Genomic DNA, 13,888 nt, shown 5'->3' with positions numbered 1-13,888 from the left:
CACGGACCGGTGCGTCCCGATCAGACACCGCCACAGTTCGTCGATAGTGCGTGCCGCGTGCCGATCAACCGCCCAGATCCAGGAGTTCATCGATGACGTCGACCACCGACGCCGCCACACCCGCCGATTCGGCAGCACCTGCCGAAGCCCGGCCCGCACGCGCTGCGCGTCCCGCCAAGCGTCGCGCCGAAGGTCAGTGGGCCCTCGGTTACCGCGAGCCGCTCAACGCCAACGAGCAGGCCAAGAAGGACGACAACCCGCTCAACGTTCGGGCCCGCATCGAGAACATCTACTCCAAGCAGGGATTCGACAGCATCGACAAGGGCGACCTTCGCGGCCGCTTCCGCTGGTGGGGTCTCTACACCCAGCGCGAAGAAGGCTACGACGGCACCTTCACCGGCGACGAGAACATCGACCTGCTCGAGGCCAAATACTTCATGATGCGCGTGCGTTGCGACGCCGGCGCTCTCAACGTCGAGCAGCTGCGCACCATCGCCGGCATCTCGAAGGAATTCGGCCGGAACACCGCCGACCTGTCCGACCGCGAAAACGTCCAGTTCCACTGGATCGAGGTCGAGAACGTTCCGGAGATCTGGAAGCGCCTCGAAGCCGTCGGACTCAAGACCACCGAAGCGTGCGGTGACTGCCCCCGCGTCGTCCTCGGTTCTCCCCTGGCCGGCGAATCGCTCGACGAGGTCCTCGATCCCACCCCGGCGATCGACGAGATCGTGCGCCGCTACATCGGCGACCCCAAGTACTCCAACCTGCCGCGCAAGTTCAAGACCGCCATCTCCGGTCAGCAGGACGTCGTTCACGAGATCAACGACATCGCCTTCATCGGCGTGAACCACCCCGAGCACGGCCCGGGCCTCGACCTCTGGGTCGGCGGCGGACTGTCCACCAACCCGATGCTGGCGCAGCGCGTCGGCGCCTGGATTCCGCTCGACGAGGTCCCCGATGTCTGGGAGGGTGTCGTCTCGATCTTCCGTGACTACGGCTACCGCCGTCTGCGCGCGAAGGCAAGGCTCAAGTTCCTCATCAAGGACTGGGGCATCGAAAAGTTCCGCGAGGTTCTCGAGACGGAGTACCTCAAGCGCCCGCTCATCGACGGCCCCGCGCCGGAGAAGCCCAAGCGCCCGATCGACCACGTCGGCATCCAGAAGACCCGCAACGGCCACAACGCAGTCGGCTTCGCTCCGATCGCCGGCCGCGTCTCGGGAGACATCCTGGCTCAGGTCGCCGACGCCGCGGAGAAAGCCGGCAGCGACCGGATCCGCTTCACGCCGTACCAGAAGCTGATCATCCTCGACGTCGCCGACGAGACCCTCGAGCCGCTCATCGCCGATCTCGACGCGCTGGGCCTTCCCGCCCGACCGTCGCACTGGCGCAAGAACCTGATGGCCTGCTCCGGCATCGAGTTCTGCAAGCTCTCGTTCGCCGAGACACGCAAGCGTTCGCAGGTGCTCGTGCCCGAACTCGAACAGCGTCTCGCCGACATCAACAGCCAGCTCGACGTGCCGATCACCATCAACATCAACGGTTGCCCCAACTCCTGCGCTCGCTCGCAGATCGCCGACATCGGCTTCAAGGGCCAGCTCGTCGACGACGGTGAGGGGAATCAAGTCGAGGGTTTCCAGGTTCACCTGGGAGGCAGCCTCGGATTCGACAGCGCCTTCGGACGCAAGCTGCGCCAGCACAAGGTCACCAGCGTCGAGATGGGTGACTACATCGACCGCGTCGTACGTCAGTTCGTCAAGAACCGCAACGAAGGTGAACGGTTCGCCGAATGGGCAGTGCGCGCAGACGAAGGAGATTTGCGATGACAGTGGACATTTCGCGAGCAACCGCCGACGAGCTTCGGTCCATCGCCGAGCGCGGTGCCGTAGAACTCGACGGAGCCAGCGCACAGGAACTGTTGCAGTGGACCGAGGACACGTTCGGTGACTCTTACATTGTTGCGTCGAACATGCAGGATGGAGTGCTGGTTCACCTTGCCGCACAGGTGCATCCGGGCGTCGACGTACTCTTCCTCGACACCGGCTACCACTTCCCCGAGACCATCGGCACGCGTGACGCGGTCGAGCAGGTCTACGGCGTCAACGTCATCAATGCACGCGCGCTGGCAAGCGTCGCCGAGCAGGATGTCGCCGAGGGCAAGGATCTGTTCGCCCGTGATCCCAACCGCTGCTGCGCATTGCGCAAGGTCGCACCCCTCAAGCAGACACTGTCCGGCTACAGCGCGTGGGTGACCGGCATCCGCCGCGTCGAAGCGCCCACCCGCGCCAACGCTCCCTTGATCTCCTTCGACGACGCCTTCGGCCTCGTGAAGATCAACCCGATCGCTCCGTGGTCGGACGAGGAGATGCAGAACTACATCGACACCAATTCCATCCTCGTCAATCCTCTTGTCGACGAGGGCTATCCGTCCATCGGCTGCGCACCCTGCACCAGCAAGCCAGCCCCCGGCAGCGATCCGCGTAGCGGTCGTTGGGCCGGTGCCTCCAAGACAGAATGCGGGTTGCACGCATCATGACAGTTGACTTGACACTTTCACGTCCTCAGCTCGACGGCACGCAGTTCGATACTCTCGACGCCCTCGAGTCCGAAGCGATCCACATCTTCCGAGAGGTAGCCGGCGAGTTCGAACGCCCGGTCATTCTCTTCTCGGGAGGTAAGGACTCCACCGTGCTGCTGCATCTGGCGATCAAGGCCTTCTGGCCTGCGCCGCTGCCGTTCACCCTGCTGCACGTCGACACCGGCCACAACCTGCAGGAAGTTCTCGACTTCCGCGATCACGTCGTGGCCAAGTACAACCTGCGCCTGCACGTGGCCAGCGTCGAGGAGTACATCGCGGACGGTCGCCTCACCGAGCGCCCCGACGGTATCCGCAACCCGCTGCAGACCGTTCCGTTGCTGGACGCGATCTCCGAGAACCGCTTCGACGCCGTCTTCGGTGGCGCTCGCCGCGACGAGGAGCGCGCCCGCGCCAAGGAGCGGATCTTCTCGCTGCGCAACGCTTTCGGCCAGTGGGATCCCAAGAAGCAGCGCCCGGAACTGTGGAACCTCTACAACGGTCGCCACTCCCCCGGCGAGCAGGTGCGCGTCTTTCCGCTCAGCAACTTCACCGAGCTGGACATCTGGCGTTACATCGCCCGCGACAACGTCGAACTCGCCAGCATCTACTACGCCCACCAGCGTCCGGTGTACCAGCGCGACGGCATGTGGATGACCCCCGGAGTCTGGGGTGGTCCGGCTGACGGCGAAGAGCTGCAGACCCTTTCGGTGCGTTACCGCACCGTCGGCGACGGTTCGACCACCGGTGCTGTTCTCTCCGATGCGGCTGACAACGAAGCGATTCTCGCCGAGGTTGCGGCATCACGTTTGACCGAGCGCGGCGCGACCCGTGGCGACGACCGAGTTTCCGAAGCGGCCATGGAAGACCGCAAGCGAGAGGGCTACTTCTGATGAGCGATCTGCTCAGACTGGCAACTGCCGGCAGCGTCGACGACGGAAAGTCCACACTCGTGGGCCGCCTGTTGTACGACACTAAATCCGTTCTCGCCGACCAGATCGACGCCGTTACCCGTGCGTCGGTGGACCGGGGTCTCGACACCCCTGACCTGTCGCTCCTGGTGGACGGACTGCGCGCCGAGCGTGAGCAGGGCATCACCATCGACGTGGCGTACCGCTACTTCGCGACCCCCAAGCGCACCTTCGTGCTTGCCGATACACCGGGTCACGTGCAGTACACCCGCAACACGGTCTCCGGTGCCTCGACGGCTCAGCTCGTGATCCTGCTGGTCGATGCTCGCAAGGGCGTCATCGCGCAGACTCGTAGGCACGCAGCGGTTCTCGCGTTGCTCGGTGTCCCGAAGCTCGTTCTCGCCGTGAACAAGATCGACCTCGTCGAGAACCCCGAAGAGGTATTCACCTCGATCTCCGCCGAGTTCAACGAACTCACCAGCTCACTGGGCTGGTCAAGCGAAGACGTCGTCGAGATCCCGGTATCGGCACTGCACGGTGACAACGTCGCCATCCGCTCCGACAAGACCCCGTACTACACCGGCCCCACGCTGATCGAGCACCTCGAGTCGATTCCGGTCGACGCCGAGCCGCATCGCGTCGGCCTGCGTTTCCCGGTGCAGTACGTGATCCGTCCGCGTACCGCCGAGTTCCTCGACTACCGCGGATACGCCGGCCAGGTTGCCGCCGGTTCCGTCGTACCCGGCGACGAAGTGGTGATCCTGCCCTCGGGTACGCGCACCACCGTCACTCGTATCGACACGGCCGACGGTGAACTCGACGTCGCCCACGCCGGACGCAGCGTCACGCTGATCCTGGCCGACGACGTCGACGTCTCTCGCGGCGACACCATCGCCTCGCCGTCTGACGCACCCGAGCCGATCGGCGAATTCGACGCCACTGTCTGCTGGTTGGCCGAGAAGTCGCTGCGCCCCGGCGCACGTCTGCTGCTCAAGCACGGCACGCGCACGACGCAGGCCATCGTCGGCAGCTTGGTGGAGCGCTTCAACGAGCAGGATCTCACCACGGATCAGGGCCCGGACACTCTCGAGCTCAACGAGATCGGCAAGATCTCGATCCGCGTGGCCGAGCCGATCGTGGCCGACGACTACGCAGTGAACCGCCACACCGGCAGCTTCCTGTTGATCGATCCCGCTGGTGGAAACACTCTCGCAGCCGGCTTGGTCGGCGACGTCATTTCCGCTGTCGAATTGGGCGAGCGCGTCTAAGAAGATGGTTCCGCTCATTGCTGTTGCGCACGGCAGCCGTGATCCCCGTTCTGCTCGGGTGATCGCGGCTGCCGTGGCGGCTCTTCGTGAAGCCCGGCCAGACCTCGATGTCCGGCTGGCGTTTCTCGATCTCAATGCACCGTCCATCGATCAGGTCCTGGACGGAGTTGCACACGACGGCCACACTCACGCCGTTGTTGTTCCGATGCTGCTGGGCAACGCCTTCCACGCTCGGGTAGATCTGCCCGGGCTCTTGGCCGCTGCCGCGACACGCCACCCCCAACTGACCGTGTTCCAAGCAGACGTACTAGGTCGCGATGCTCGGCTTATCGAGGCAGTGCGCGAGCGAATCCTCGAAGCGGGCGCCCGGCCGGACGATCCGTCGGTCGGTGTCGCTCTTGCGGCAGTCGGCTCGTCCGACGCGCGTGCCAACGCCGCGACCGCAGAACTGGCGTCCACTCTCCTGAGCGGAACCAACTGGTCGGGCGTTCGAATCTGTTTCGCGACATCCGCGGAACCAACAGTTGCCCAGGCGATCTCCGCTCTCGAGCAGAACGGCGCCGAACGCGTTGTCGTCGCACCCTGGTTCTTGGCTCCCGGCCTACTGACCGACCGGCTCAGCGCTGCAGCAGCAACGGTATGTCCGCGCGCGCGTTTCGCCGAAACGATCGGTGGGCACTCTCTACTGATCGAAACGATGATCGACCGTTACCGACAAGTCGCTGATGCACTACCCGACCGTCTGGTCCGCTCCGCCTGATCCGGTTTCACAGGCCGTTATCAGATTGTTACCGTAGTGTTGGATCTGTCCAGCCTGCGAAGGTTCATCCTTCGCCTGCGAAACAGATCTTTGGGTGCAATCCCCTCAGAGCGCCGCGAGAGGGAACACCATCACTCACAATCTTCGCCTCGGCACAGCCGGCACCGCCTGGGTCCTGTCGGTGCTCTACCTGCTTGTCGAGATCTTCACGGCCGGAGCCTGGAAGACGCCGTACAGCTTCGCGCGTGACTCCATCAGTTCGCTGGGCGTGACGACATGCAGCGTGGATTCGTGTTCGCCGATGCACGACGTCATGAACGCGGCCTTCATGATCCTCGGTGCGCTCACCATCCTCGGTGCAGCCTTGCTGCACAAGTACATTCCGGACGGTCGTGCGAAAAAGTGGATTCTCGGCCTTGCCGTCGTCGTTGCACTGAGCACCGCGGCTACCGGCCTCTTCCCGGCCAACGACGGGACCTTCGTTCACTGGACCGCAGTACTTCCCGGCTTCGTCGCCCGTCATGCCGTTCTCGTACTCATGGCAATTCAATTCTGGAAGCACAGCAAATGGATCGCAGTATGGTCGGGACTGTGCGCGGCCACCGGAATCGTCGGCGCCGTACTGCTTCTCGGACGAACCCTCACTTTCGGCTTGGGTGAACGCTTGACGCTGTACCCGCTGCCGATGTGGATGGCAGTCACCGGCGTCGCAGCCCTGCTCGCGTTGATGCGCCGAACCGTGTTGAAGAACGTGGAATTGACACTGCCCGGTAACGGATTCATCACCGCTCTGTTGTCGTTGCGCCCGCGTCGAACTCGCGCAGCAGTGCCTACCGACGTTCTCGCACCGCGGGAGCTGACGAGTTTGTAGCGAACCCGGGGTGACCAGGGACACACTGGTAGGGAGGCGACGCGAGGAGACTTCCATGACCAGTGCATCTGTTCGACACGGAATCGTGGCCGGCATCGACGGCTCGGCAAGCGCGGTCAACGCCGCGAGGTGGGCAGCATCGGCTGCAAAGAGATTCGACGAACCATTGCGACTGACCCACGTTCTGCCGGGACAACCCGAGTCAGGTGGCGGTACCAACGTCACCGACGAAGAGATGTTCGACCACCACCTTCGCGTCGAGGGTGCAAAGTTACTCGACGAGGCCGAGGACGCCATTCGCGACGATCACACCGACGTCACCGTCGAACGCGGCCTCGTGACCGGCACTCCCGCAACCACACTCGTCGAACTTTCGAAATCCGCTCGCATCGTTGCACTCGGCCAGGCCGGTACCAGCGAAATGCAATCGGTGTTTCTCGGTTCCGACACCATTCGAGTGGTCAACCGGGCGCACTGCCCCGTGGCGGTGTTCCGCGGTACCGGCGAGCACGCGGTAGCCGACACCAGGCCCATCGTCGTCGGCGTCGACGGAAGCAAGCTAAGCGAACTCGCCGTCGCGCATGCTTTCGAGTTTGCCGCGTTCCTCGGCGCGCCCTTGGTTGCGGTCCACACCTGGAACGAGCACGCCTCGCTCGGCGGGTACTCCGAAGCCAGGCGCTTCGTCGACTGGGGACCGTACGAACAGCATGAGCACGCTCTGCTGTCCGAGTGCCTCGCCGGCTGGACGGAGAAGTACCCCGATGTCGAAGTCACCCGGAGTGTCCAGCGCAGCGGACCGATGAAGGCACTGCTCGAGCACTCGGCGGAAGCGCAACTCGTAGTCGTCGGTAGCCACGGCCGCAGCCCGTTCATGGCGTCGATAGTCGGATCGACCAGTCAGAGCCTCATCCACCACGCCCAATGCCCGGTCCTCGTCTGCCGAGAGGGCTGAACTCGTCTCGGTGTTGCCCCCAACCCCCAACTCTGAGCGAACGGCACTTTCGGCGCCATCAGGAGACCGAAAGTGCCGTTCGCTCAAACAGGAGTGGGGGTGAAACAGGTCAAACAGGGCTAGCGGGTCATACCTGGCCGACGACGCTCACCGTCACCGGCTCCTGCTCCGGCGTCACCACCGGAGTCTCCGGCAGATCCGGCACCCGGGTAGCCCGGGCGTAGACCGTCTCCCCCGCCTCGAGGTGCAGAGCTGCACTGTCACCGCGGGTGACCTGAGCCGAGAACAACTCACCGGTTGCCTCGTTTCGCAGGTCGACTCGAACCTCGAAGCCGAGATACACGACGCGCTCGACGGTTGCGCGTGTGACGCCGAGGGACTCGGCCGTTCCGGACTCCTGAGCGAGAGCCATGCTCGGATCGCGGCCGAGACGGATGTCGTGCGGACGGACCAACTGCCCGTTGAGCTTCGCGACGGATCCGAGGAAGGACATCACGAAGTCGTTGGACGGGCGGTCGTACAGGTCGGCAGGTTCACCGATCTGCTCGATCCGCCCCTTGTTCAGCACCGCGATGCGGTCGGCGACGTCGAGAGCCTCTTCCTGGTCGTGTGTGACCAGGACGGTGGTGACGTGCACCTCGTCATGCAGGCGACGCAACCACGTGCGCAGGTCGGCACGGACCTTCGCGTCGAGGGCGCCGAAGGGCTCGTCGAGCAGGAGCACCTGCGGATCCACCGCCAGAGCGCGCGCCAACGCCATGCGCTGGCGTTGACCACCGGACAGCTGCGCGGGGTACCGATGCTGAAAGCCGTCGAGGCCGACGATCTCGAGAAGTTCGTTGACCTTCTTCTCGATCTCCGGCTTCGGGCGCTTGCGGATCTTGAGCCCGAACGCCACGTTGTCTCGCACCGTCATGTGCTTGAACGCCGCGTAGTGCTGGAACACGAAACCGATGTCACGCTTCTGCGGCGAGACGCCGGTGACGTCCTTGCCTGCGATGGTGATGGTTCCCGAATCGAGCTCTTCGAGCCCTGCGATCGAACGCAGCAACGTCGACTTTCCCGAGCCACTTGGCCCGAGCAATGCCGTCAACGAACCCGAGGGAATGTTGACCGTCACGTCGTCGAGCGCCGCGAAATCACCGTAGTTCTTGCGGGCCCCGGTCACTGTGATCATGTGGTGCTCCTCTTACGGTCCAGCAGCGTCATCAGCAACAGGACAATGATGGCGATGCCCATCAGCAGCGTTGCCGCCGAATACGCACCAAAAGTGTTGTGGTCGTCGATGTATCGCGAATGCACCAGCAATGTCAGTGTCTGGGATACCCCCGGGAAACCGGAAGAGACCATGATGACTGCGCCGAATTCACCGAGCGAACGCGCCACCGTCAACACGATTCCGTACGTCAAGCCCCAACGGATCGCGGGCAAGGTGATCCGCCAGAACGTCTGCCAACCAGAGGCACCGAGCGTCGCGGCCGCTTGTTCCTGCTCGTCGCCGATCTCGTGAAGTACGGGTTCGACTTCCCGGACGACGAAGGGCAGCGTCACGAAAATCGTCGCGATCACCATGCCTGGCAAGCCGAAGATGACCTTGAACCCCAACGATTCGATGCCGCCGAACCAACCGTTGGCACCCCACAGAAGAATCAACGACACACCGACGACGACGGGCGAGACTGCGAAGGGCAGGTCGACCACCGACTGCAGTACGCCCCGCCCCGGGAAACGCCCACGCACGAGTGCCAGAGCCGTGACAACACCGAACACCACGTTGATCGGAACCACGATCGCCACGATGATCAGCGAAAGATTCAGCGCGGAGATCGCTGCCGGTGTCGTGATCGATTCGAGGAACGGGCCGATTCCGTTCTCGAACGTTCGCGTCAGGATCACACCGATCGGCACGACCAACAACACGAACAGGTAGACGAGAGCGATGGTCCGCAGACCGATCTTCGATCCTCTGGACACGTTCATCGGGAACTCTCCTCACGTCGCTGTCCTCGCGAGGCGAAGATTCGCAGGACGAACAGCGTCACGAATGCGATAGCCAGCAACGCTACCGAGACGGCAGCGGCGTTGGTCGGACGATCGATCTCGATCTGCTGCTGAATGTACTGCGACGTCATCTGTGTCACGCGTGGGATGTTGCCGCCGATCAGAACGACCGAGCCGTATTCACCGATCGCTCGGGCGAATGCGAGCCCCGCGCCGGAGATGACGGCAGGCGCCAGCGTCGGAAGAACGACGGAACGAAAGATCGTCCAGTTGGAAGCCCCCAACGATGCAGCGGCTTCCTCGACTTCGCGGTCGACCTCCATCAGCACCGGCTGCACCGAGCGAACCACGAACGGCAAGGTCACGAAGGCCAATGCCACGATCAGTCCGGGCTGGGTTGCATTGAGGTGGATGTCGATCGGTGACTGCGGGCCGTAGAGAGACAGCAGCACGATCGACGCCACGATGGTGGGTAGCGCGAACGGCAGATCGATCATCGAGTTGACGATGCGCTTGCCCGGGAAGTCGTCCCGGACCAGCACCCACGCGATGATCGTGCCCATCACGACGTTGATCAATGCCACGATCACCGAGACCAACAACGTCACGCGCAACGACGCCAAGGCGACGGGTGCGGTGATGGCGTCCCAGAATCCGGAGATCCCCTCGTCGAACGCGGTGGCGGTCAACGCGGCGAGCGGAAGCAGAACGATCACGGAGAGCCACAGGGTGGCCACTCCGATTCCGAGCGGCCCCACACTCCCCGTGACCCGCGCGAGTTTTCGCCGACGAGCCACGGGGGTGGGGTCAATAGTGTCAGTCACGTCAGTCTTACTTGGTCGCGTTGTCGTAGATCACTGCGATCGAACCGGTGTCCTTGGTGAACAGAGCGCTGTCCACGGCCTTCCAGCCGCCGAGGTCTGCGATGGTCCACAGCTTGGTCGGCTCGGGGAACTTGTCGGTGAACTTGGCAGCGACGGCGGGATCAACGGGACGGAATCCTGCTTCGGCCCAGAGCGTCTGACCCTCGGTCGTGTACAGGTAGTCCTTGAACGCGGTCGCCTTGTCGAGGACCTTGCTGTTCGAGATCACGGCAACCGGGTTCTCGATCTTGAAGGTCGTGGGCGGGGTGACGTGCTCGACCGGGTCGCCGTTGCCTTCGATGAACAGTGCCTCGTTCTCGTAGCTGATCAGAACGTCACCGCTGCCCTGCAGGAAGGCTTCCGAAGCCTCGCGTCCCGACTTGGGCTGGATCTTGACGTGATCGTTGACCAAGGCGGTGACGTAGTCGAGCCCCGCCTGCGGGTTCTTGCCACCGTCGCTCTTGGCGGCGTACGGCGCCAAGAGGTTCCACTTGGCCGAGCCGGAGCTGAACGGGTTCGGCGTGACGACCTCGAGTCCGGGCTGAAGCAGGTCGTCCCAGTCCTTGATGCCCTTCGGGTTCCCCGGACGCGTCACGATGGTGACTACCGATCCGAACGGAATTCCGTTGTAGGCGTCCTGGTTCCAGTTCTGATCGACCAGACCGGCATCGACCAGGCGGGTGATGTCGGGCTCGACGGAGAAGTTGACGAAGTCTGCCTCGGCGCCGTCCTTCACCTTGCGCGACTGGTCGCCCGAGGCGCCGTACGAAGGATTGAAGTTGACGTTCTTGCCCTCGTCTGTCGCCTGGAAGGCTGCGGTGAGCTTGTCGAAGCCAGGCTTCGGCACGGCGTAGGCGAACAGGTTGATCGTGCCGGCGCTACCGTCGCTGGCGGCGCTGTCACCACCCACGGTGTCGCTCGAGCCACCACTGCACGCTGTGAGTACCACGGCCCCCATGGTCGCGATAGCAGTGAGAAGTGTGCGGGAACGGCGTTTCATTGCAGATACCTTCCTGAAAGGACTGACAAACGAGGGTTGGTCAAACGACAAGTCCGAGACCTCTGGGGCTGATTCCATCGGGATGTTCAGACATGGAGAGCCGACGGGCAATGAGCCCTGAATCGGGGGCGCGAGTTACGCGCAGAGAAGTTCGAGTGGGGTGCGCAGCACCACCGGAGAGGTCGAACTCAGGAAATCAACAACAGGCGACGTCAGCGACGTCGAGCATGCCGACAGCAATCAACGCCAACTGGTGGCGGATTACGGGAGCTGTTGCTTCGGACACGCGGTGGACTTTAGCAGAGCACCGGCGCCCGCTCTAATCGGGAGAACTAACGGGTGAGAAGCCACGCGACGATCACGAGGAGAATCAGGGCGATCAGGGCGAGAGTGACCCGTGAGCGGGGCATCAGCTTTCCTCTACTTCTCGAGAATTCCTACGCAACCAGCCGAAGAGCGGCAGAGCGAGAACGGCGGCCAACGCGCGATCCAGACCGATGGCCACCAGGCGGCACAGCGGAACGACGACGATCAGGACCAACGCGACCTGCGGGATGAACGGGAGCCCCGCCATCCACAGCTCGAAGCTGTCCCACCAATCCGCTATCCGATCCACGCCAACACCCTATCCTTCGGACGATACGGTCCCGACAGCGTGTGGATTGGACGTGTGTCGATTCTGGCCGGATGATGGCCGAATGAGTGCTGACGACGAAGTGGTGCAGACTATTCCTCCCGCCTCCACGGGTCACCATCGAAGCAACTTTCCCCCTATCGACGACTACGCGTTTCTTTCCGATTGCGAAACCTCGTGCCTGATTGCCCGTAACGGATCTGTCGAGTGGATGTGCGTTCCCCGCCCGGACTCCCCCAGCGTGTTCGGTGCCATCCTCGACCGCAGCGCAGGCCATTTCCGCATCGGCCCGTACGGCCAGAACGTCCCGGCCGCCCGACGCTATCTGCCGGGTGGACTCATTCTCGAGACCACCTGGCAGACCGAGACCGGCTGGCTCGTCGTACGCGACGCCCTGGTTCTCGGTCCTTGGCACAACGTCGACAAGCGATCGAACACCCACAAGCGCACACCCACAGACTGGGATGCCGAACACACCCTTCTCCGTACGGTCAAGTGCGTCAGCGGCACCGTTGAACTCGAGATGAGCTGCGAGCCCGCGTTCGACTATCACCGCGGCACGGCGAATTGGGAGTACACCGGAAAGGTCTACGAGGAAGCAACGGCAACGTGTCGCTCCGCCAAGCCCGGAGACCACCCAACTCTGCGCTTGACCACCGACCTACGACTGGGCCTGGAAGGTCGTGAGGCTCGGGCCCGGACGCGACTGGTCGAAGGCGACAACGTGTACGTCGCGCTCTCGTGGTCGGATCTTCCCGCGCCGCAGACGTTCGACGAGGCCGCCGACAAGATGTGGCAGACGTCCAAGTCGTGGCGCGAGTGGGTGACGATCGGCAAGTTCCCCGATCACCCGTGGCGCGGATACCTGCAGCGCAGTGCGCTCACACTCAAGGGGCTCACCTACGCGCCGACCGGAGCCTTGCTCGCGGCATCGACGACCTCGCTTCCGGAAACACCAGGCGGAGAACGTAACTGGGACTACCGCTACGCGTGGGTTCGCGATTCCACCTTCGCACTGTGGGGTCTCTACACGCTCGGGTTGGACCGTGAGGCCAACGACTTCTTCAACTTCATCTACGACGTGTCGAGTTCGGACAACGGTCAGCCACATCCCTTGCAGGTGATGTACGGCATCGGCGGCGAGCGCACACTCGAGGAATCCGAACTCAACCATCTCTCCGGATACGACGGTGCCCGTCCCGTGCGCATCGGCAACGGCGCATTCGATCAACAGCAGCACGACATCTGGGGCACCATGCTCGACTCGGTGTACCTCCACATCCGCACCCGCGAGCGTGTCCCCGAAGCGCTGTGGCCGCTACTCAAGAAGCAGGTCGAGGAAGCGATCAAGCACTGGCGCCAACCCGACCGTGGGATCTGGGAAGTGCGCGGTGAACCACAGCACTTCACGTCGTCGAAGATCATGTGCTGGGTCGCACTCGATCGCGGCGCCAAGCTGGCGGAGATGCAGGGCGAGAAGAGCTTTGCGCAGCAATGGACGGCCATCGCGGACGAGATCAAGGCCGACATCCTCGCGCACGGCGTCGACTCGCGCGGAGTTCTGACACAGCGGTACGGCCACGACTCACTCGACGCGTCGCTCTTGTTGGCACCGCTGCTGCGCTTCCTGCCGGCCGACGATCCGCGCATCCGGGCAACGGTGCTGGCGATCGCCGACGAGCTCACCGAGGAGGGGCTGGTCCTGCGCTATCGCGTCGACACCACCGACGACGGATTGAGCGGCGAGGAGGGCACGTTCACCATCTGTTCCTTCTGGCTCGTCTCCGCCCTCGTCGAGATCGGCGAACTGGATCGGGCAAAGCATCTCTGCGAGCGCCTGCTCGGGTTCGCGAGCCCGCTCAAGCTGTACGCGGAGGAGATCGACGCCCACACCGGTCGCCATCTGGGTAACTTCCCGCAGGCGTTCACACACCTGGCGCTGATCAACGCCGTGGTCCACGTGATCCGCGCCGAGGAAGCTGCCGAAGCCGGAGCTTTCCAGCCCGCGCACAACGCGACCTAGACCCCCTGCTGTGCGCCTTTATTAACCGCCCGC

Annotated in this window: 14 protein-coding genes; 8 read left to right on the top strand and 6 right to left on the bottom strand. The window is 63.6% G+C overall.

Features of this window, described 5'->3' with window-relative positions:
* The first annotated feature begins 92 nt into the window (after positions 1–92).
* The 7 genes from EEB12_RS25915 (at position 93) to EEB12_RS25885 (ending at position 7,334) form a co-directional block, all read left to right on the top strand.
* Positions 93–1,823, top strand: a complete 1,731-nt coding sequence (locus tag EEB12_RS25915) for a nitrite/sulfite reductase (protein ID WP_019749031.1) — start codon at positions 93–95, stop codon at positions 1,821–1,823.
* Positions 1,820–2,533: a phosphoadenylyl-sulfate reductase gene (locus EEB12_RS25910; protein ID WP_047888427.1), complete on the top strand. Its 714-nt coding sequence runs from the start codon at positions 1,820–1,822 to the stop codon at positions 2,531–2,533. The genes EEB12_RS25915 and EEB12_RS25910 overlap by 4 nt, the downstream gene beginning before the upstream one ends.
* Entirely contained in the window at positions 2,530–3,465 is a 936-nt protein-coding gene (gene cysD / locus EEB12_RS25905) for a sulfate adenylyltransferase subunit CysD (protein WP_020908199.1), read from the top strand. Before EEB12_RS25910 ends, cysD begins: the two co-directional genes overlap by 4 nt.
* On the top strand, positions 3,465–4,751 hold the full coding sequence (locus tag EEB12_RS25900) for a sulfate adenylyltransferase subunit 1 (protein WP_141488769.1): 1,287 nt from the start codon (positions 3,465–3,467) through the stop codon (positions 4,749–4,751). Before cysD ends, EEB12_RS25900 begins: the two co-directional genes overlap by 1 nt.
* Before the next feature lie 4 nt (positions 4,752–4,755).
* The gene (locus EEB12_RS25895) at positions 4,756–5,511 is read left to right on the top strand and encodes a sirohydrochlorin chelatase (RefSeq protein WP_020969974.1); all 756 of its coding nucleotides are present in this window, start codon (positions 4,756–4,758) and stop codon (positions 5,509–5,511) included.
* Positions 5,512–5,605: 94 nt separating this feature from the next.
* Positions 5,606–6,382 (top strand): DUF998 domain-containing protein, encoded by a 777-nt coding sequence (locus tag EEB12_RS25890; protein ID WP_020908202.1) that lies wholly within the window; start codon positions 5,606–5,608, stop codon positions 6,380–6,382.
* Between the two features lie 55 nt (positions 6,383–6,437).
* Positions 6,438–7,334 carry a universal stress protein gene (locus EEB12_RS25885; protein WP_019749037.1) on the top strand — a complete coding sequence of 299 codons (897 nt, stop codon included), beginning with the start codon at positions 6,438–6,440 and terminating at the stop codon, positions 7,332–7,334.
* A gap of 127 nt (positions 7,335–7,461) precedes the next feature.
* On the opposite strand, the gene EEB12_RS25880 is transcribed toward EEB12_RS25885, so the two are convergent.
* The 6 genes from EEB12_RS25880 to EEB12_RS25860 all read right to left on the bottom strand — a co-directional run bounded on the left by EEB12_RS25880 (position 7,462) and on the right by EEB12_RS25860 (position 11,814).
* Entirely contained in the window at positions 7,462–8,511 is a 1,050-nt protein-coding gene (locus EEB12_RS25880; RefSeq protein WP_020908203.1) for a sulfate/molybdate ABC transporter ATP-binding protein, read from the bottom strand.
* On the bottom strand, positions 8,508–9,314 hold the full coding sequence (gene cysW, locus EEB12_RS25875; RefSeq protein ID WP_003944503.1) for a sulfate ABC transporter permease subunit CysW: 807 nt from the start codon (positions 9,312–9,314) through the stop codon (positions 8,508–8,510). Before cysW ends, EEB12_RS25880 begins: the two co-directional genes overlap by 4 nt.
* Positions 9,311–10,159 carry a sulfate ABC transporter permease subunit CysT gene (gene cysT / locus EEB12_RS25870; RefSeq protein ID WP_003944556.1) on the bottom strand — a complete coding sequence of 283 codons (849 nt, stop codon included), beginning with the start codon at positions 10,157–10,159 and terminating at the stop codon, positions 9,311–9,313. The genes cysW and cysT overlap by 4 nt, the downstream gene beginning before the upstream one ends.
* 7 nt (positions 10,160–10,166) lie before the next feature.
* The gene (locus EEB12_RS25865) at positions 10,167–11,198 is read right to left on the bottom strand and encodes a sulfate ABC transporter substrate-binding protein (protein ID WP_003944569.1); all 1,032 of its coding nucleotides are present in this window, start codon (positions 11,196–11,198) and stop codon (positions 10,167–10,169) included.
* A gap of 196 nt (positions 11,199–11,394) precedes the next feature.
* Positions 11,395–11,484 carry an Ms4533A family Cys-rich leader peptide gene (locus tag EEB12_RS31080; protein ID WP_309599318.1) on the bottom strand — a complete coding sequence of 30 codons (90 nt, stop codon included), beginning with the start codon at positions 11,482–11,484 and terminating at the stop codon, positions 11,395–11,397.
* Between the two features lie 123 nt (positions 11,485–11,607).
* Positions 11,608–11,814 carry a hypothetical protein gene (locus tag EEB12_RS25860; RefSeq protein ID WP_003944489.1) on the bottom strand — a complete coding sequence of 69 codons (207 nt, stop codon included), beginning with the start codon at positions 11,812–11,814 and terminating at the stop codon, positions 11,608–11,610.
* 82 nt (positions 11,815–11,896) lie between these two features.
* On the opposite strand from EEB12_RS25860, the gene EEB12_RS25855 reads away from it, so the two are divergent.
* Positions 11,897–13,855: a glycoside hydrolase family 15 protein gene (locus EEB12_RS25855; RefSeq protein ID WP_003944557.1), complete on the top strand. Its 1,959-nt coding sequence runs from the start codon at positions 11,897–11,899 to the stop codon at positions 13,853–13,855.
* The last annotated feature ends 33 nt before the right edge of the window (positions 13,856–13,888 follow it).

This window comes from Rhodococcus sp. WS1 (genome assembly GCF_003797745.1).
Classification (GTDB): Bacteria; Actinomycetota; Actinomycetes; order Mycobacteriales; family Mycobacteriaceae; genus Rhodococcus_F; species Rhodococcus_F erythropolis.
Note: the sequence above shows the minus strand (reverse complement) of the source record. Positions and strands in the feature narration are given on the sequence as shown.